The 17,345-nt window shown below is 52.2% G+C and carries 19 protein-coding genes and 2 pseudogenes; 8 read left to right on the forward strand and 13 right to left on the reverse strand.

What is annotated here, in order from left to right; all coding sequences use genetic code 11:
• Positions 1-39: 39 nt before the first annotated feature.
• A complete protein-coding gene (ttcA, locus tag CKK19_RS05495) occupies positions 40-975 on the reverse strand; it encodes a tRNA 2-thiocytidine(32) synthetase TtcA (RefSeq protein WP_063853456.1) in 936 nt (311 codons plus the stop codon).
• Positions 976-1,023: 48 nt separating this feature from the next.
• Positions 1,024-1,209, reverse strand: a pseudogene (locus CKK19_RS05500) (tyrosine-type recombinase/integrase); the annotation flags it as partial.
• 81 nt (positions 1,210-1,290) lie between these two features.
• Here CKK19_RS05500 and CKK19_RS25315 point away from each other — a divergent pair.
• The 3 genes from CKK19_RS25315 (at position 1,291) to CKK19_RS05510 (ending at position 2,251) form a co-directional block, all read left to right on the forward strand.
• Positions 1,291-1,422 carry a hypothetical protein gene (locus CKK19_RS25315; RefSeq protein ID WP_255409922.1) on the forward strand — a complete coding sequence of 44 codons (132 nt, stop codon included), beginning with the start codon at positions 1,291-1,293 and terminating at the stop codon, positions 1,420-1,422.
• A 205-nt stretch (positions 1,423-1,627) separates the two neighbouring features.
• A complete protein-coding gene (locus CKK19_RS05505) occupies positions 1,628-1,825 on the forward strand; it encodes a hypothetical protein (protein WP_022648260.1) in 198 nt (65 codons plus the stop codon).
• A gap of 3 nt (positions 1,826-1,828) precedes the next feature.
• A complete protein-coding gene (locus tag CKK19_RS05510; RefSeq protein ID WP_023300213.1) occupies positions 1,829-2,251 on the forward strand; it encodes a GFA family protein in 423 nt (140 codons plus the stop codon).
• Positions 2,252-2,284: 33 nt separating this feature from the next.
• Here the strand turns inward: CKK19_RS05510 and ompC are convergent, their stop codons facing one another.
• On the reverse strand, positions 2,285-3,412 hold the full coding sequence (gene ompC / locus CKK19_RS05515) for a porin OmpC (protein WP_063853457.1): 1,128 nt from the start codon (positions 3,410-3,412) through the stop codon (positions 2,285-2,287).
• A gap of 386 nt (positions 3,413-3,798) precedes the next feature.
• Entirely contained in the window at positions 3,799-7,323 is a 3,525-nt protein-coding gene (nifJ, locus tag CKK19_RS05520; protein WP_063853458.1) for a pyruvate:ferredoxin (flavodoxin) oxidoreductase, read from the reverse strand.
• A 271-nt stretch (positions 7,324-7,594) separates the two neighbouring features.
• Between nifJ and CKK19_RS05525 the strand changes: the two genes are divergently transcribed.
• Entirely contained in the window at positions 7,595-7,861 is a 267-nt protein-coding gene (locus tag CKK19_RS05525) for a DUF333 domain-containing protein (RefSeq protein ID WP_003856935.1), read from the forward strand.
• Position 7,862: 1 nt separating this feature from the next.
• On the opposite strand, the gene hslJ is transcribed toward CKK19_RS05525, so the two are convergent.
• The 6 genes and pseudogenes from hslJ to CKK19_RS05555 all read right to left on the reverse strand — a co-directional run bounded on the left by hslJ (position 7,863) and on the right by CKK19_RS05555 (position 12,304).
• Positions 7,863-8,300 (reverse strand): heat shock protein HslJ, encoded by a 438-nt coding sequence (hslJ, locus tag CKK19_RS05530; RefSeq protein WP_023300211.1) that lies wholly within the window; start codon positions 8,298-8,300, stop codon positions 7,863-7,865.
• Between the two features lie 124 nt (positions 8,301-8,424).
• Positions 8,425-8,553: a DUF2474 domain-containing protein gene (locus CKK19_RS05535; protein ID WP_038416129.1), complete on the reverse strand. Its 129-nt coding sequence runs from the start codon at positions 8,551-8,553 to the stop codon at positions 8,425-8,427.
• A complete protein-coding gene (gene cydB, locus CKK19_RS05540) occupies positions 8,553-9,563 on the reverse strand; it encodes a cytochrome d ubiquinol oxidase subunit II (RefSeq protein ID WP_063853460.1) in 1,011 nt (336 codons plus the stop codon). Before cydB ends, CKK19_RS05535 begins: the two co-directional genes overlap by 1 nt.
• Positions 9,564-9,568: 5 nt before the next feature.
• The gene (locus tag CKK19_RS05545; RefSeq protein ID WP_063853461.1) at positions 9,569-10,963 is read right to left on the reverse strand and encodes a cytochrome ubiquinol oxidase subunit I; all 1,395 of its coding nucleotides are present in this window, start codon (positions 10,961-10,963) and stop codon (positions 9,569-9,571) included.
• Between the two features lie 383 nt (positions 10,964-11,346).
• A complete protein-coding gene (locus CKK19_RS05550) occupies positions 11,347-11,826 on the reverse strand; it encodes a DUF2778 domain-containing protein (protein ID WP_074174385.1) in 480 nt (159 codons plus the stop codon).
• A pseudogene (locus CKK19_RS05555) lies at positions 11,823-12,304 on the reverse strand (Hcp family type VI secretion system effector). Before CKK19_RS05555 ends, CKK19_RS05550 begins: the two are co-directional and overlap by 4 nt.
• A 417-nt stretch (positions 12,305-12,721) precedes the next feature.
• Between CKK19_RS05555 and CKK19_RS05560 the strand changes: the two are divergent.
• From CKK19_RS05560 to patD, 3 genes are all read left to right on the forward strand, one after another.
• Entirely contained in the window at positions 12,722-12,910 is a 189-nt protein-coding gene (locus tag CKK19_RS05560; protein WP_017693360.1) for a hypothetical protein, read from the forward strand.
• A gap of 82 nt (positions 12,911-12,992) precedes the next feature.
• Positions 12,993-14,417, forward strand: a complete 1,425-nt coding sequence (locus CKK19_RS05565; protein ID WP_059294949.1) for a PLP-dependent aminotransferase family protein — start codon at positions 12,993-12,995, stop codon at positions 14,415-14,417.
• 139 nt (positions 14,418-14,556) lie between these two features.
• Positions 14,557-15,981: an aminobutyraldehyde dehydrogenase gene (patD, locus tag CKK19_RS05570; protein ID WP_032676213.1), complete on the forward strand. Its 1,425-nt coding sequence runs from the start codon at positions 14,557-14,559 to the stop codon at positions 15,979-15,981.
• 35 nt (positions 15,982-16,016) lie between these two features.
• Here the strand turns inward: patD and CKK19_RS05575 are convergent, their stop codons facing one another.
• Genes CKK19_RS05575 through CKK19_RS05585 form a run of 3 tightly spaced genes read right to left on the reverse strand, consistent with a single transcriptional unit; the run spans position 16,017 to position 16,910 of the window.
• Positions 16,017-16,199: a DUF1869 domain-containing protein gene (locus CKK19_RS05575; RefSeq protein ID WP_003856955.1), complete on the reverse strand. Its 183-nt coding sequence runs from the start codon at positions 16,197-16,199 to the stop codon at positions 16,017-16,019.
• A gap of 3 nt (positions 16,200-16,202) precedes the next feature.
• Positions 16,203-16,556 (reverse strand): DUF1971 domain-containing protein, encoded by a 354-nt coding sequence (locus CKK19_RS05580; RefSeq protein WP_003856958.1) that lies wholly within the window; start codon positions 16,554-16,556, stop codon positions 16,203-16,205.
• 27 nt (positions 16,557-16,583) lie between these two features.
• Complete coding sequence (locus tag CKK19_RS05585) at positions 16,584-16,910, reverse strand: DUF1971 domain-containing protein (RefSeq protein ID WP_023306287.1); 327 nt, start codon at positions 16,908-16,910, stop codon at positions 16,584-16,586.
• Positions 16,911-17,153: 243 nt separating this feature from the next.
• Here CKK19_RS05585 and CKK19_RS05590 point away from each other — a divergent pair, with 243 nt between their 5' ends.
• The gene (locus CKK19_RS05590; RefSeq protein ID WP_003856960.1) at positions 17,154-17,327 is read left to right on the forward strand and encodes a GhoT/OrtT family toxin; all 174 of its coding nucleotides are present in this window, start codon (positions 17,154-17,156) and stop codon (positions 17,325-17,327) included.
• Positions 17,328-17,345 lie beyond the last annotated feature (18 nt).

Genomic DNA, 17,345 nt, shown 5'->3' on the forward strand with positions numbered 1-17,345 from the left:
TAAAAGCGTCTCAGAAGCACTGTCTGAGACGCAGTCAGGTTATTTCACTTCCAGCACGTTCAGGCGCAGTTCATCGAATTGCGCATCCTCTTCCTCTGGCTGCCAGCCAGCAGGCTGCATCGGGATCTCTTCGCGGTCAAACGCCAGATCCCCGCCGTTCACCACCTCTGAACCGTGGTTAATCCCTTTGAAATCGAACAGTTCAACATCGGCGAGGTGCGAAGGCACCACGTTCTGCATGGCGCTGAACATGGTTTCAATGCGACCCGGATAGCGTTTATCCCAGTCACGCAGCATGTCGCCAATGACCTGACGTTGCAGGTTCGGCTGTGAACCGCACAGATTGCACGGAATGATAGGGAAGGCTTTGGCCTGAGAGAAACGCTCAATGTCTTTCTCGCGGCAGTAGGCGAGTGGGCGGATCACGATGTGTTTGCCGTCGTCACTCATCAGCTTCGGTGGCATTCCCTTCATTTTGCCGCCGTAGAACATATTCAGAAACAGTGTTTGAAGAATGTCGTCCCGGTGATGACCAAGCGCAATCTTGGTGGCGCCCAGTTCGGTTGCGGTGCGGTACAGAATGCCGCGACGCAAACGTGAGCAAAGCGAGCAGGTCGTTTTGCCCTCCGGGATCTTCTCTTTAACAATGCTGTAGGTATTCTCTTCTACGATTTTGTACTCAACACCCAGGTTTTCAAGGTACTCCGGCAGGATATGCTCAGGGAATCCTGGCTGTTTCTGATCGAGGTTAACCGCGACCAGGGAAAAGTTCACCGGTGCGCTTTGCTGTAGATTGCGCAGGATCTCTAGCATGGTGTAGCTGTCTTTACCGCCCGACAGGCAGACCATGATGCGATCGCCTTCTTCAATCATGTTGAAGTCTGCAATGGCTTCGCCCACGTTACGGCGCAGTCGCTTTTGCAGTTTATTCAGGTTGTACTGTTCTTTCTTGTTAATCTCTTGATTTTGTTGCATCTATTCGTTACTCAGATCTCAAATGGGGCACAGGGTGAGAAAACGATTTCAAAGCGTCAGCTTCGTGTTCATCTCTTCTATCCATGTAGCATAGATTTCATACACCATCTGCGCATTTACGTGCCCCATCTGGTTAGCGATAAAAGACGGGTTTGCGGCTACCGGTAAAAACCAGCATGCGAAAGTGTGTCGTGTATGGTACGGATTGCAGCGCCGAATGCCAGCACGATTTACAAATGAGCCCCTCAAAGAAGTTTGGTTAAGACTAACGGGTTGTCTACACTTACAGCTTACGCAGTAAAAACGGAGGTGAAAATGACTGACCGTCCCGTTAATGGTGACCATCCTGATTATAATCCCAGCCCGGATAACCCGGAAAAGGATGGAAGAAAACCGAAAGATGATCCTGGCTCAGCGCCTGAATCAGGCGATAAAGATCCAGAGTAATGACCAGCCGCCTTTACGAAGGCGGTTTTAACACCCATTACGGCCTCGCTATGCGCAACGCTATTCACGATATTCCGATACCCGCTCAGAACCCCCCTGTTTTGCCGGACGAGAAGGTGAGATAAAGCACCGATCTCATCCCCGCGTTCCAGCACGTTTTACAGTTCTCCTGCTACGCTTTTGAGGGGAACAAGGGAGCGCTTCTATGAAAAATAAAGACGAACAGACAGGATTAGTTGGGCTGGCGATTGGTGCCGCCGTTATCGGGCTGGTTTCAGCGCAGAAGATCATCAACCGTGAAAGTATTGTCGATGAGCTGGTGAGGCTCGGCAGGCAGAAGGGGGATGGTGTCGAAGATGAGGTCTTTTTGAAAGCGGCTGAGTTAGTGAGAAAAGGGGTATAAGCGATGGCTGAAATTCGTCATGCACAGTGTCATTGTGGGGCGGTGAAATTTACTGTTGAGCTGACGGACGGCCTGAATACCGCACGGCGATGTAGCTGCTCGTTTTGCAGGATGCGCGGGGCAGTAGTGGTTTCCGCGCCGTTGACGGGTATTAAGGTGACGCAGGGCGCGGACACGCTCACAGAGTACCGTTTCAACACCGGCACGGCGCGCCATTTCTTCTGCTCGGTTTGCGGTATTTACACGTTCCATCAACGACGTTCCAATCCCAATGAATATGGTGTGAATGTCGCCTGTCTGGAAAATGTTACGCCATTCGACTTCCCGGAAGTGGCGGTAATGGATGGGATAAATCACCCTATGGATGGCGACAGCGGGGTAATTGGCTATCTCTCTTTTCGCAAAGAACAGGCGAAACAGAGATAAAATTAGCCCGCAGATCGCTGCGGGCTAACGGGATTAGAACTGGTAAACCAGACCTAACGCTACGATGTCATCCGTACCGATGCCATTGTTTTTGTAGAATGAATCATCTTCATCCAGCAGGTTGATTTTATAATCAACATAGGTGGACATGTTTTTGTTGAAATAGTAGGTAGCACCGACGTCAGCGTATTTCACCAGGTCTTTATCGTCCTGACCATTGCCCAGATCTTTACCTTTGGACTGTAAATAGGAAACAGCCGGGCGCAGACCGAAATCGAACTGATATTGTGCGGTCACTTCAAAGTTCTGGGTTTTATTTGCAACCGCATCTGCATTGTCGCCGTACGGCGTCATATTACGGGTTTCGGAATACATTGCAGCCAGGTAAATGTTGTTGGCATCGTATTTGAGGCCTGCGGTCCATGCATCCGCAGTATTACCTCCCGCAGTAGTGTAATTTACCTGATCGTTAGTACGGTCAGATGAAGCATATGCCGCGCCTGCGCTGAAGCCCATGCCGAAATCATAGGTTGCGGAGATACCGTAACCGTCACCATTTTCATGACGTGTATCACGACCGTTGTTGGTCCCTTCATTGGTAGAGCAGAAATTCTCATCGCAGTTATTACCTTCATTATTACCCTGATACTGCACCGCGAAGTTCAGACCCTGCACCAGACCAAAGAAGTCGGTGTTACGGTAGGTCGCCACGCCGTTTGCACGACCGGTCATAAAGTTATCGGCATAAGTATAAGAGTCGCCACCAAATTCTGGCAGCATATCGGTCCAGCCTTCTACGTCGTACAGGACGCCATAGTTACGGCCGTAATCGAAGGATCCGTAGTCGCCTACCTTCACACCCGCGAAGGCCAGACGCGTCCAGGACTGATTGTCAGAGCCTTCGGTGTTGTTTGCCTGAATGTTGTATTCCCACTGCGCGTAACCGGTCATCATGTCGTTGATTTGGGTTTCACCTTTGAAACCCAGACGCATATAGGTTTGGTCGCCATCTTTTGACGCATCGTCAGAGAAATAATGCAGACCATCTACTTTGCCATACAGATCCAGTTTATTGCCGTCTTTATTATAAATTTCAGCTGCGTGAGCGGCTCCAGCCATTAACAAAGCGGGGATCATCAGTGCCAGTACTTTTCTTTGCATTTTGATTATTCCTTTGCAGTTATTTTTTATTGCTTAGTGAACTTTCCGGGCTGGAAAGCTGTCCCATGCTAAATCACACTGAGGGCTGATGAATAAAATATAATTGTTACGGGTTGAGTAAAATCTAAAGCAAATGATGCGTTTGAAATAACAATTGATGCCGTGAATTAATCGTTATAATCGATACAAAATAAAAATTATTAATTAAGTGGTAAAGCAGGTATTCTCCATGGCGTTATATGCCTTTAAGATTTTTTCATCCATAATTCACGTGAATATTGTTCAGAACATTGAGGCAATTTTCACCGAACTTCTGGATTAGCCCGGTGCACGTGCATCGGGTTTTTTTATGGCAAAAAAATGCCCGGACAAGCCGGGCATAATGGTTATTCGCTGGTTGATTTTTCTGCTTTCCCCGCCAGCTGAGCAAGGAAGTCATAACGCTTCTGAAGATCCGCTGCCGCGTCCCTCCATAGCTGCTCTGCTACTTCTGGTTGTTGGGCGTTCAGCCTGCGGAAACGCTGCTCCTGAAGTAAGGTTTCGGCAAGGGCGTCTGAAGGCGGACGGGAATCCAGCGCCAGCGGTAATTTTCCTTCATCGGCACGGCGCGGGTCAAAGCGGTACAGCGGCCAGAAGCCGGTTGCGGTAAGCTGACGCATCTGGTCGTGGCTAAGCGCCAGATCGTAGCCATGCTCCTCACACGGGCTATAGGCGATGATCAGCGACGGGCCAGGATACGCTTCCGCTTCCTGAATGGCTTTCACCGTCTGGTTAAGCTGCGCGCCCAGCGAAATCTGCGCGACGTAGACGTGTCCATACATCATCATGCTGACGCCCAAATCTTTACGCGCCTTTCGTTTGCCATGCTCACCAAATTTCGTGACCGCACCCAGTGGCGTTGCTTTCGAGGCCTGTCCGCCGGTGTTGGAATAACACTGAGTATCAAGCACCAGAATGTTAACGTTTTCGGTGAGGCTCAGGACGTGATCAAGACCACCGAAACCAATATCGTAGGCCCATCCGTCGCCACCGATCAGCCAGATAGATTTTTCAACCAGCGCGTCAGCATCGGTCAGCAGTTGTTCAGCCCCTTCAACACCCTGAAGCGCGTGGCGCAGTTCAGCAACCTGTGCGCGACGAACGTCAGGCGTGGCCTCCGCATGCAGGGCGTCATTCAGCTCTGCCGGGATTTTATCGGCAAACTGTTCCAGCAGACGCATTACGCGGGCGCGGTGCTGATCGACCGTCAGGCGGAATCCCAGACCAAATTCTGCGTTATCTTCAAATAGCGAGTTTGCCCAAGCCGGGCCGCGGCCATACGCGTCGGTGGTATAAGGCGTAGACGGCAAGTTCCCCCCATAGATTGACGAGCAGCCCGTCGCGTTGGCAATCAGCATCCGGTCGCCGTAAAGCTGGGTAAGCAGTTTGATGTACGGCGTTTCACCGCATCCGGAACACGCCCCGGAGTACTCGAAGAGGGGGGTGATGAGCTGCGAGGTACGAATGTCAATGCGTTCCAGCTTGTTGCGATCGATTTCGGGCAGGTCGAGGAAGAAGTCATAATTCACTTTCTCTTCTTCAACATGTTCCAGACGCGACATCATATTAATGGCTTTGATTGAGGGATCCTGACGATCTTTCGCCGGGCACACCTCGACGCACAGGTTACAGCCGGTACAGTCCTCTGGTGCCACCTGAAGGACATATTTCTGGCCACGCATATCACGGGATTTTACATCCAGCGAGTGCAGACTTTCCGGTGCGTCCGCCATTGCTTCTGGCGACACCACTTTGGCGCGAATGGCCGAGTGCGGGCAGGCCGCCACGCAGTGGTTGCACTGGGTGCACAGCTCTTCTTTCCAGATAGGGATCGCTTCGGCAATGTTACGTTTTTCCCAGCGGGTCGTGCCCATCGGCCAGGTGCCATCAGGCGGAAGCGCAGAGACGGGAAGAGTGTCGCCCAACCCGGCAAGCATCGCCGCCGTAACGGTTTTGACGAAATCCGGGGCAGCGTCAGACACCACTGGCGGCCGGTTCGGGCTGCTGGTATTGACCGGCTGCAACGGCACCTCGAACAGCGACTCGCGGGCCAGCGCCAGCGCCTGCCAGTTGCGCTCAACCAGCTCCTGACCTTTGCTGCTGTAGCTTTTGGCTATCGCCCCCTGGAGCTCCATCAGCGCACTGTCGCCCGGCAGAATATTGGTCAGATGGAAGAACGCCATCTGCATAACCGTATTGATACGCGCGGCCAGGCCGCACTCGCGGGCGATCTTCGCGGCGTTAATGACATACAGGCGCGCCTGTTTCTGGTTTAGCACCGCCTGGACTTCCTGGGGCAGTCGTGCCCAGACCTCATCGGCGCTATACGGGGTGTTGATCAGGAAAATACCGCCGGGCTTCAGGCGCTCGGCCATCTGGTATCTATCGATAAACTGGAGCTGATGACAGCCAACAAAATCCGCCTGAGAAATCAGGTATGCCGAGCGGATTGGATGTTCGCTGACGCGCAGGTGCGAGACGGTCAACCCGCCCGCTTTTTTGGAATCGTAAACGAAATACCCTTGCGCATACCACGGCGTGGAGTTACCGATAATTTTGATGTTGTTCTTGGTCGCCGAGACGCTGCCGTCGCTGCCCAGACCGTAGAACAGCGCTTCCAGTTTCGCATTCGAGGGCAGGGTGTTTTCCGGCAAAGGGAGAGAAAGGTTAGTCACGTCATCATAAATGCCGACCGTAAAGCGCGGCTTCGGTTTTGCCTCGCGCAGTTCAGCAAATACGGCCAGGACGCACTCCGGCCCGAACTCTTTGGAAGACAAACCATAACGCCCGCCAATGACGCGCGGCAGCGTTTCGCGTTCACCGTGATTAAACGCCTCAGCCAGAGCGGTCATTACATCAAGGTAAAGGGGTTCAGCCTGCGCGCCAGGCTCTTTGGTGCGGTCAAGTACCGCCACGGCACGCGCGCTTTCCGGCAGGGCTGCGAGCAGATGTTTCGCAGAGAATGGACGGTAGAGGCGAACTTTTAGCACGCCAACTTTTTCACCACGCGTAAGAAGCTCATCGACCACCTCTTCGCAGGTGCCGATGGCGGAGCCCATCAGGACGATCACGCGCTCGGCCTGCGGATGACCGTAATATTCAAATGGCTTATATGCGCGACCCGTCGCAGCGGCAAAATCGTCCATCGCCTGTTCGACGTGCTCATATACCGCGTTGTACCACGGGTTTGTCGCCTCGCGGGACTGGAAATAGGTATCCGGGTTGGCAGAGGTACCCCGGATCACCGGATGTTCCGGATTGAGGGCCCGAGCGCGATGGGCATCAATGTCAGCCTGCGGCAGCAGGTTCAGTATGGTGTCATCCGGCAGCGGAACGATTTTATTGATCTCGTGAGAGGTGCGAAAACCATCGAAGAAATGAATAAATGGCACTCGACTTTTCAGCGTGGCGATATGCGAAATCAGCGCGAAGTCCTGTGCTTCCTGCACGCTGCTGGCGCAGAGCATAGCGCAGCCGGTCTGACGCACGGCCATCACGTCTGAGTGGTCGCCAAAAATAGAGAGCGCGTGTGTGGCTACAGTACGTGCGGCGACGTGCAGGACAAACGGCGTTAATTGTCCTGCCAGCTTGTAAAGCGTGGGGATCATCAACAGCAGCCCCTGAGACGAGGTGAACGAGGTCGACAGGGCACCGGTCTGCAACGCACCATGCACGGTGGCAATGGCGCCGGCTTCGGACTGCATCTCAACAACCCGCGGGACATCGCCCCAGACGTTTTTTACCCCATTACCAGCCCAGGCGTCAGCCTGTTCAGCCATCGTGGAGCTTGGGGTGATGGGGTAGATGGCGATAACTTCGCTGGTGCGAAACGCAACAGACGCGACTGCACCATTGCCGTCAATAGTTTGCATAGGACAACACCCTTACATTGCGCAAAAATGAAGGGCCTGTAAAACGACGACAGACCCTGAATATTATCTGTGTATTTTAGCAAAGCTCAGGTTTTACGATTTTCGCTTTTGTGTCCTTGGGATGCGCTGTATCAATGACTGGATGGCTATTCGCGATAAAAAATTGCGAGAAATTGTTACCAGAGCGCATAAATACGCACATCCGCTCTCGACGATGCGGTGCGTGATGCCTATTATGCATAGGTTTCGCTTTAACTATGGGGAGGAAGGTATGCGTTCTGCATTTTGGGTCGGATGTGCCGCGTTACTGTTGTCGGCATGCAGCAATGAACCTGTACAGCAGGCGACTGCGGCACACGTTACGCCAGGTATGCGAGCGGCTATGTCCAGTTCAGGCCAGGCCAACTGCGCAATGATCGGAGGGTCACTCTCCGTTGCCCGTCAGCTCGACGGCTCCGCTATCGGCATGTGCGCGTTGCCAAACGGCAAACGCTGTAGTGAGCAGTCGCTTGCCGTAGGATCGTGCGGAAGTTACTGAGTTATTCAACTCGCTTAAACATTAAAGACTTATTGGCTGTCGCCAGCGTTAACTGGTCTTCGGTCAGGTCTACCTGAGCGCCTGTGCGTAGCATATCGGCGAGGGTCTGATCCAGTTCATTAAGCTGCGGCTCGGTGCAGAGTTTCCGCGTCATTGCCAGCGTTTTGACCGTCAACTCTCCTTCGGACAATTTTCCCTGGCCGTTGAAGCCGTTGCACATTGTGCCGGAGACGGCAATGTTGTTAATCAGGCTGATACTGGGCTGCGCGCTGAACCGAATTTCAGGCTGCGTTTTCAGGCCCTTAACCGCTTTTCCATCAACGTTTTCCAGCACGAAACGGTGATTCTCTAACTGATCGGTCTGAACGGAGGCTTTACCGGGATTAACGCATCCAGCCAGTGCGAGGCTGATTAAACTTACTGCCGCGAGCTTTTTCATTTTTCTTCTCAAACTATCAATGCTGTAAATATTTTCTCAGTGTAACCATACCCGCCAGGGTGTTAATGGGGTTTATCTGAAAGTGCGAGATAAGGACCGGGCGGCAACGCACCCGGTGAATAAATTAGTGCGATGTAAATCCGGCTGCGGCCATCAGCATTTTAAAGAGCATACTTACGCAGGCCAGTGCCAGGACGCTGCCGCCCCAGATGATGGCAAGCCACATCAAACGTTTCCATACAGGTTGTTGCATCAGTGATAACCCTCCCCATGCTGTACTTTTCCGCGAAAAACGTAATAACTCCAGAAGGTGTAGACCAGAATCACAGGAATGATCAACAGTGCGCCCACCAGCATGAAGCCCTGGCTTTGGGCTGGCGCAGCGGCCTGCCAGAGGGTAATGTCCGGCGGGATGATATGCGGCCAGATGCTGATCCCAAGCCCGCTAAAGCCAAGAAAAACCAGCCCTAACGTCATGATAAACGGCAGTGTATGGCTCGCAGGATCGTTCAGGCAGCGCCACTGGCACAGACTCAGGATCGCAACCAGCGCAGGAACGGGCAGCAGATAAAACAGATTTGGCAGCGTAAACCAGCGCGCAGCAATGGCTGCTTGGGCGAGAGGGGTCCATATACTGATTACCGCAATGAATACCAGAAGCAGGAGCAGAAGCACTTTCGATACCTGACGCATCCGCTGTTGCAGGGCATTTTCACTTTTCATTACCAGCCACGTTGATCCTAACAGCGCGTAAGCCACCACAAGACCCGCACCGCAGAAAAGATTGAACGCGGTAAACCAGTCAAACGGACCACCGCTGTAAGCGCGACCGGTGACGCTGAACCCGTGGATGACCGCGCCGACGGTGATGCCCTGGCTGAAGGCCGCCACAATTGACCCGCCAATAAAGGCCTTATCCCAGAACGGACGGTGCGCCGGAGTCGCTTTGAAGCGAAATTCGAAGGCGACGCCACGAAATATAAGCCCGATCAGCATTATTGTCAGTGGAATGGTTAGCGCGTCGATGATCACCGCATAGGCGAGAGGAAAGGCGCCAAACAGGGCCGCACCGCCAAGCACCAGCCAGGTTTCGTTGCCGTCCCAGACGGGAGCCACGCTGTTGACCATTACGTCGCGATCGTCCGCATTCGGCGTTATCGGAAACAGTATGCCTATCCCCAGATCAAAACCGTCCATCACGATATACATCAACGTGGCGAAAACGATAATCACGAACCAGATAATGGAAAGATCGATACCCATTACGGTTACTCCTTAAATTCAGTGGTGACGGCAGAAAGCGGACGAGCAGGGCGGCCATCGGATTCAGTCGCGAAGGATTCATAAGGCTGCGGCCCTTTTTTAATCAGACGCACCATATAGCTGTAACCCACGCCGAACACCGCGGTATAAACCACGAAGAAGGCCAGCAAGCTGATGCTCATGTGCAGATCGCCATGTGCGGAAACCGCATCCTTCGTACGCTGTAGCCCATAGACGACCCAGGGCTGGCGGCCGACCTCCGTTGTTACCCATCCGGCGAGGATCGCGATCAGCCCGGACGGCCCCATCAGCAGGGCAAACCACAGGAAGGAACGTGAGGTGTAGAGGCGCTGTTTGTAACGCAGCCAGACCGCCACCATGCCCAGGAAGAGCATCAACATCCCTAAACCGGCCATGATGCGGAAAGACCAAAAGACAATGGTGGCGTTCGGGCGATCGTCTTTTGAGAACTCCTTCAATGCCGGAACCTGTTTATCGAAACTGTGGGTCAGGATAAGGCTGCCGAGAGCGGGAATTTCAAGGCTAAAACGGGTCCGTTCCTGTTCCATATCCGGCCAGCCAAACAGCAGCAACGGAGTAGGCTCACCCGGGGGATTCTCCCAGTGGCCTTCAATGGCGGCTATTTTCGCGGGCTGGTGTTTTAAGGTGTTAAGCCCGTGCATATCACCCACCAGTGCCTGAACAGGGGCTACGATCAACGTCATCCACAACGCCATGGAGAACATGGTGCGAATGGCAGGGGTGTTGTTTCCGCGCAGCAAATGCCAGGCCGCGGAGGCTCCGACAAACAGTGCACTGCTGAGAAATGCCGCTATCGACATGTGCAGCAGGCGGTAAGGGAAGGAGGGGTTAAACACCACGGCAAACCAGTCCACCGGAACGACCTGACCGTTGATGATTTCATACCCTTGCGGTGTTTGCATCCAGCTGTTTGACGAGAGGATCCAGAACGTAGACATGAGGGTCCCCAGTGCCACCATGCAGGTCGAAAAGAAGTGCAGCCCCGGCCCGACCTTATTCCAGCCAAATAACATGACCCCGAGGAACCCCGCCTCAAGGAAGAACGCGGTGAGCACTTCATAGGTCAGCAGAGGGCCGGTAATGCTGCCCGCAAACTGCGAAAACCCGCTCCAGTTGGTGCCAAACTGATAAGCCATCACAAGGCCGGAGACCACGCCCATCCCAAAGTTGACGGCGAAGATCTTCGACCAGAAATGGTACAGCGAACGCCAGACGGGGTTTTTTGTTTTCAGCCACAGCCCTTCCAGCACGGCGAGATAGCTCGCCAGGCCAATGGTTATCGCCGGAAAAATAATATGAAAGGATACGGTAAAGGCGAACTGTATTCGCGCAAGATGAAACGCATCGAAACCAAACATGCAAAACTCCGCAGTGCAAAAAATTCGATGCCATTCTAAGCTTTGCCAGGTCTGGGTTGCAGAGACAGACCGATGTTATTTATCTATAACAGTTTTCTTGACCGTCTATGTGAAACTTGTATCGGGCGGTAATATTACCGCCCATGTTAACGCTCACTTTCGTAACGCCCAAAGGTAGATCAATACGGCGTTAAGCAGAAAGGAAAAAATAAAAAGTAATAATGTGTAGCTTTCACTCCATTCAAGTTCAGTTACAAATCCAAAATGTCTGGTGTAGAGGTGATAAAGCAAAACATCCGGCATGATGTAGCATACCAGCGAATAAATAATGAAAAGCATCAATGTTTCGACCACCCACGTAAGGGCATGTTTTCTTGCATTCATCAATATACCTGTATGGTGCCAAGTGCATTTAATCCAGCAGCGACTTTTATTGTGCCGGACGCCAGTAGTCCATGCATTAATATTCTGAAGTGAGCATGGTTTGGTAATGTGATGCATCCATTACTAATACCGGACTGTCCCGCAGGGTGTAGACGAAAAGATCCTCGCTCAACTCTGTTGATAAAGGTTGTATCGTCAATGTGATTATCATGACGATAAAGAGCAAACCAAAAATCACGGTTCGATCCGCTTTCAAACTCTTTGATAACATCATGCCAGTGGGTAGCTAACCCACCTCGAGGACGTGTAACGTTATAATAGAGTCCGGGTGGTAATGGCCCTACCTCAGGCGTTGAAACGGCATCAGGATTGTTTCTGTTGTGACCTGAGTTTCCTGAATATGCGGGGAAAAAACCCAGGCCAGGACAGCTCAGCGTTGAAAGTTGTCCCCCGTTTAAATGAAAAGTACATCGAATCATCTGTCTTTCCATTCATCAGAGAAGAGAATATTCCCGTCGCAATGCTTCGAGGTAATCTTTTCGTAGCGAAGTGCGATACTTTCGAGATGGTTATGTTTTTCAGTCGCGGGATTTTTTATATCATGCATGAGTGGGCAGATAGAGACAACTTTCACGTTCTCCAGTAGCATGTTGAAGTATTCGACCTCCTGGCCTGCATTATTGATATGATACCACTTAATCTCAGCGCTTTTTAAGGTTTGTCCTTTTGCTACTGCTTTGTACAAATAGGGGCTTGAGCTGTCGAACTCTTTTTCAAAATTAAGTGGGCTATGAATACGGGTACCTGTGATCTTACCGGTCATGTCGTCGGTAGGGAGATACAGGCCGTGCCCAAAACTCAAAATTTCGATACTTCCCTCACGATTTACAACGTCGACAGAACCCTTAATATTCGCGCCACCGTCATCTTTAGCCAGAGGTATGCTGGAATTGCCATCCTATAGTTCCTTTTTTCTGAGTGAATCTGAAAAGTTAATACCTCTGTTGAACCAACCAGGTAGGCATAAAATGCCATATAAAACAAATATATTTCAATGTGTTATGTGTTGGTGCTTCGAAATCGGTTTCTTGAATAATCAATGAAGCTGTAGACAATCTTGAATAAAAAATTTCTTTTTATGATTTTTACGCATTAAACAGCTTGCTTTGTCGCCAGCAACATGCGTTAATGGATTTCTGGTTTTGAATCCAAATAAATATCTGACGTAGTTTTATAAAGCAGTTCTCATCACGTTGTGCCTCTCCGCAGCCTCTCTTGGGTCTTTATCTACATTCCGATTAGTTTTGTATCGAACCAACTTTTGCCTGATCGGCTCATGAGTAATTTACGTTTTTACGTTTACAGGAGAATCCTATGACTTCTTATATCCATTTCCGCTGCCCATGCTGTCATGGCTCGCAGTACCGCACCTCAGCTTTTGATGTGTCTGACAAAAATCCGTTCGGCGCAAAATGCATTTTCTGCAAATCGTCGATGATCACGCTCGACCACCTGGCCGCAGCGCGTTCTGCTCAGAATCACATTACTGAGTACCGCAAGTAATCTACCGCGTTTCCCATAACAGTTAGCAAATTCTTCTCTTTTTCTCCTGCTGATATACACTGTCAGCAATAAGGAGAATCTGATGAAAAAATACCAGCGTCTGGCGCAACAAATTATCTCGCAGATTGAGCTTGGCGTATGGTTGCCGGGCGATAAGCTGCCTTCTCTGCGAGAGCAGGTGGCAAGCAGCGGCATGAGTTTCATGACCGTGGGCCACGCGTATCAGATGCTGGAAAGTCAGGGGCGCATTGTTGCCAGACCGCAGTCAGGCTATTACGTTGCCGCCCGTCCGACCACACATCAGCCAGCACCGCCCGCGCAGGTGATGCGCGATGAAGTAGTTGACATCAACACCTATATCTTCGACGTGCTACAGGCCAGCCGCGACCCCTCCGTTGTCCCTTTTGCCTCGGCATTTCCCGATCCGCGCCTATTCCCGCTTCAGCAACTCAACCGCTCGCTTGCTAATGTCAGTAAAACGGCCACGGCCATGAGCGTGATTGAAAACCTGCCGCCGGGTAACGTCGACTTACGTCATGCCATTGCCCGTCGCTACGCTCAGCAGGGGATGAATATCTCCCCGGACGAAATTGTGATCACCGCGGGCGCGCTCGAAGCACTCAACCTTAGTTTGCAGGCTGTCACTGAACCAGGTGACTGGGTTATCGTTGAAAACCCCTGTTTTTATGGCGCACTCCAGGCACTTGAACGTCTGAAACTGAAAGCGCTGTCGGTTGCTACTGACGTGCGTGAGGGCATCGATCTCAGTGCCCTTGAGCAGGCGTTAAATGATTATCCGGTGAAAGCCTGCTGGCTGATGACCAACAGTCAGAACCCGCTCGGCTTCACGCTGAGTGCAGAGAAGAAAGCTCAGCTGGTGGCCTTATTAACCCGGCATAACGTCACGCTGATTGAAGACGATGTTTACAGCGAACTCTACTTTGGCCGCGAAAAGCCGCTTCCGGCAAAGGCCTGGGATAAGCAGGATATGACGTTGCACTGCTCCTCATTCTCCAAGTGTCTGGTGGCCGGTTTCCGTATTGGCTGGGTGGCGGCGGGAAAACATGCGCGCCGTATTCAGCAGTTACAGCTGATGAGTACGTTATCCACCAGCTCCCCCATGCAGCTGGCGCTGGTGGATTACCTGGCGACCAAACGTTACGACGCCCACCTTCGTCGCCTGCGGCGCACGCTTGCTGAACGCAAACAGCAGGCCTGGCAATCGCTTTTGCGCCATATGCCTGCTGGCGTCAAAATCCATCATAACGACAGCGGCTACTTTTTATGGCTGGAACTGCCTGAACAGCTGGATGCGGGGCAGTTGAGTGAAAAGGCATTAACTCATCAAATCAGCATTGCGCCCGGTAAGATGTTTTCCACCTCCAATATCTGGACACCGTTTTTCCGTTTCAATACCTCATGGGGCTGGGGCGAGCGGGAGGAGCAGGCGGTCGTCCAGCTGGCGGGGTTAATCCGCGAAATGATGCTGCACCCAGTCACACCTTGATGAAAATTCCTGAAGCGACATGACGCGCGGTCTACCTTTAGTAAGGGAGCGCGGATTGGTAACGTGACGTTGTCACGTATCGGCCCGCCAGAACGTGTGCTGACAGCGAAAACAATGTCGATTTCAACAGGACGATGCTATGCAAAATCAATTGCTGATTAATGGTGAACTGGTGACCGGCGAAGGTGAGAAGCAGGCGGTTTATAATCCTGCCACGGGTGAAGTGCTGCTGGAGATGGCTGAAGCGTCGGCAGCACAGGTGGACGCTGCCGTCCAGGCTGCCGATCGCGCGTTCACAGAGTGGGGACAAACGACGCCGAAAACGCGCGCCGAATGTCTGTTGAAACTGGCTGATGTGATAGAAGCCAACGCTGACGCGTTCGCAAAACTGGAGTCCCTTAACTGCGGGAAACCGCTGCACTGCGTCCAGGGGGATGAGATCCCGGCCGTGGTCGATGTGTTTCGCTTCTTTGCAGGAGCCGCTCGCTGCCTGAACGGGCTGGCTGCCGGAGAATATCTCGAAGGACATACCTCGATGATCCGCCGCGACCCGGTTGGCGTTGTCGCCTCTATTGCCCCCTGGAACTATCCTCTGATGATGGCGGCGTGGAAGCTGGCGCCCGCGCTGGCGGCGGGAAACTGTGTCGTCATCAAGCCATCTGAAATTACCCCGTTGACGGCGCTGAAGCTGGCGGAACTGGCGAAAGATATCTTCCCGCCAGGCGTGCTGAACGTGCTGTTTGGTCGCGGCAAAACCGTAGGAGATCCGCTGACCGGTCACGAAAAAGTCCGTATGGTTTCTCTCACTGGCTCTATTGCCACCGGAGAACATATTATCGGGCATACCGCATCTTCAGTGAAACGTACCCATATGGAATTGGGCGGAAAAGCCCCGGTCATTGTCTTTGACGATGCAGATTTGGATGCCGTGGTTGAAGGCGTGCGCACGTTTGGTTTCTACAATGCCGGTCAGGATTGCACCGCAGCCTGTCGTATCTATGCCCAGAAGGGGATTTACCCCGCGCTGGTCGAAAAGCTGGGCGCAGCCGTTGCCAGCCTGAAAATGGGCGCGCCGGACGATGCGTCAACGGAGCTGGGACCGCTCAGCTCCGCAGCGCATCTTTCCCGCGTTAGTGCTGCCGTGGATGAAGCCAAAGCCCTCGGACATATCCGCGTCGTCACCGGTGGCAGTAAAAAAGAGGGGGCAGGATATTACTTCCAGCCAACGCTGCTGGCCGGGGCGAAGCAGGAAGATGCGATCGTCCAGCGAGAAGTGTTTGGCCCGGTGGTCAGCGTGACAGAATTTGAGGATGAAGCGCAGGTGCTGAACTGGGCTAACGATTCGCAATACGGCCTGGCCTCGTCCGTCTGGACAAAAGACGTCGGACGCGCCCATCGCCTCAGCGCACGGTTGCAGTATGGCTGCACCTGGGTCAATACCCATTTTATGCTGGTGAGCGAAATGCCGCACGGCGGGATGAAGTTATCCGGTTACGGAAAAGATATGTCGGTCTACGGACTTGAGGATTACACGGTAGTCCGACATGTCATGTTTAAACACTAAACCCTCATGCCCGGCGCAGTGCCGGGCGATTCAGCTTACCAGCCACATACCTCGTGTTCATTTTCCGTATCGTAGGCGCGAACGGTGTTCACCAGATCCTTCACGACATCTGCCGCGACGTCCGGGATCAACAGCTCCATTGGCGCTTCTGTTTCATAATCCACTGACACGCCATTGCTGTTGTTGGTGACGGTCACGGTATAGGTAGCCTTACCCATTATTTACTCCTTATGCGTGTTGACCACTTTACCGATGCCCGCACCGCTGAGCGTGACGGCAGGATCCGCGAAAAAGTCGATATTAAAATAGGTGTCGTCGGTCAGAAGCTCAATGCGGTGCCATTTTTGCGGTGGGGAGATGCCAAAAGAACCGGCCTCAATAACCACTTCCAGATCGGGCTCGGTGGCGTCGCCATCGGCAAAGCCAAAGTAACGCACCGCACCCTGCATGACGGACAACCGACCGTACACGCCTGCTTTGGTGTTGTGATGGGTAAAAAGCGCTTTTGGGGCGGTCTCTTTATTCCAGAACGGCGTCGAGCGGGTATGAACAAAGTTTTCAGGAATACGTAACATCATAGTTTCCTTCATGTTGGCGGGTGCTTAAAGGGATTTAAGCACCTCAGGTTCAACAAAGAATTCAATATTGAACAGGGTGTCGTCGGTCATCACCTCAATGTGGTGCCATCTCTCTGGCGGGAAAACGCCGAAACGACCCGCTTCAATGACGAGCTCGCTGTCAGGCTCAGGTATAAATTCATCAGCATAGCCCAGATAACGCACTGCGCCACGCATCACCGACAGGCGAGGGTAAACGCCCGGACGCGTGCCCGTATCAAGGTGACGTTTAAAAATGCCAGCTGGGGCCGTTTCTTTGTTCCAGAAAGGCGTGGAACGGGTGTGAATGCAACTCTGCGGAATGCGTAGCATGTTTCCTCCCTTAAAAGCCTGCTGTTATTAAACTGCTTTCTGAGGGGATGGATTTATCAAAAAGTGTATTTAATATACATCTTATCAATAATAACCGTTTTGCTTTACCCGGCGTTGTTACACAAGGTACTCAGTTGTTATTATCATTAATAATTAAGTGGTTATTGTGTAACGAAAAAACTTGATCTGTGTCAACATATGACGCATATTGCGTGCGGTTATTTTTCGGCTCAGGTAAACAGAATGACGTTGTATCAAAAGATGTTGGTTTTCTACGCAATCATGGCCTCCATCTGCGCATTAATTACCTGGTTCCTGTCTAAAGATCGTAAACGTATTCGCCTGTTGAGCGCATTCCTGGTGGGTTCCACCTGGCCGATGAGCTTTCCTGTTGCCCTGTTAATCTCTCTTTTCTGAAGCACGCGTCCAGAATCG

This window comes from Enterobacter sp. CCUG 70166 (genome assembly GCF_020224095.1).
Classification (GTDB): domain Bacteria; phylum Pseudomonadota; class Gammaproteobacteria; order Enterobacterales; family Enterobacteriaceae; genus Enterobacter; species Enterobacter intestinihominis.

What these genes read in the sequence shown, in the direction of transcription:
- cydB (WP_063853460.1), bottom strand. Translation starts at nt 9,563, where the DNA reads ATGGGTATCGATCTTTCCATTATCTGGTTCGTGATTATCGTTTTCGCC.
- CKK19_RS05565 (WP_059294949.1), top strand. Translation starts at nt 12,993, where the DNA reads ATGAAAAAATACCAGCGTCTGGCGCAACAAATTATCTCGCAGATTGAG.
- CKK19_RS05545 (WP_063853461.1), bottom strand. Translation starts at nt 10,963, where the DNA reads ATGTTTGGTTTCGATGCGTTTCATCTTGCGCGAATACAGTTCGCCTTT.
- CKK19_RS05535 (WP_038416129.1), bottom strand. Translation starts at nt 8,553, where the DNA reads ATGCAACAACCTGTATGGAAACGTTTGATGTGGCTTGCCATCATCTGG.
- ompC (WP_063853457.1), bottom strand. Translation starts at nt 3,412, where the DNA reads ATGCAAAGAAAAGTACTGGCACTGATGATCCCCGCTTTGTTAATGGCT.
- nifJ (WP_063853458.1), bottom strand. Translation starts at nt 7,323, where the DNA reads ATGCAAACTATTGACGGCAATGGTGCAGTCGCGTCTGTTGCGTTTCGC.
- hslJ (WP_023300211.1), bottom strand. Translation starts at nt 8,300, where the DNA reads ATGAAAAAGCTCGCGGCAGTAAGTTTAATCAGCCTCGCACTGGCTGGA.
- CKK19_RS05510 (WP_023300213.1), top strand. Translation starts at nt 1,829, where the DNA reads ATGGCTGAAATTCGTCATGCACAGTGTCATTGTGGGGCGGTGAAATTT.
- CKK19_RS05525 (WP_003856935.1), top strand. Translation starts at nt 7,595, where the DNA reads ATGCGTTCTGCATTTTGGGTCGGATGTGCCGCGTTACTGTTGTCGGCA.
- CKK19_RS05505 (WP_022648260.1), top strand. Translation starts at nt 1,628, where the DNA reads ATGAAAAATAAAGACGAACAGACAGGATTAGTTGGGCTGGCGATTGGT.
- CKK19_RS05580 (WP_003856958.1), bottom strand. Translation starts at nt 16,556, where the DNA reads ATGTTACGTATTCCTGAAAACTTTGTTCATACCCGCTCGACGCCGTTC.
- CKK19_RS05590 (WP_003856960.1), top strand. Translation starts at nt 17,154, where the DNA reads ATGACGTTGTATCAAAAGATGTTGGTTTTCTACGCAATCATGGCCTCC.
- CKK19_RS05550 (WP_074174385.1), bottom strand. Translation starts at nt 11,826, where the DNA reads ATGATTCGATGTACTTTTCATTTAAACGGGGGACAACTTTCAACGCTG.
- CKK19_RS05560 (WP_017693360.1), top strand. Translation starts at nt 12,722, where the DNA reads ATGACTTCTTATATCCATTTCCGCTGCCCATGCTGTCATGGCTCGCAG.
- ttcA (WP_063853456.1), bottom strand. Translation starts at nt 975, where the DNA reads ATGCAACAAAATCAAGAGATTAACAAGAAAGAACAGTACAACCTGAAT.
- CKK19_RS05585 (WP_023306287.1), bottom strand. Translation starts at nt 16,910, where the DNA reads ATGCTACGCATTCCGCAGAGTTGCATTCACACCCGTTCCACGCCTTTC.
- CKK19_RS25315 (WP_255409922.1), top strand. Translation starts at nt 1,291, where the DNA reads ATGACTGACCGTCCCGTTAATGGTGACCATCCTGATTATAATCCCAGC.
- CKK19_RS05575 (WP_003856955.1), bottom strand. Translation starts at nt 16,199, where the DNA reads ATGGGTAAGGCTACCTATACCGTGACCGTCACCAACAACAGCAATGGC.
- patD (WP_032676213.1), top strand. Translation starts at nt 14,557, where the DNA reads ATGCAAAATCAATTGCTGATTAATGGTGAACTGGTGACCGGCGAAGGT.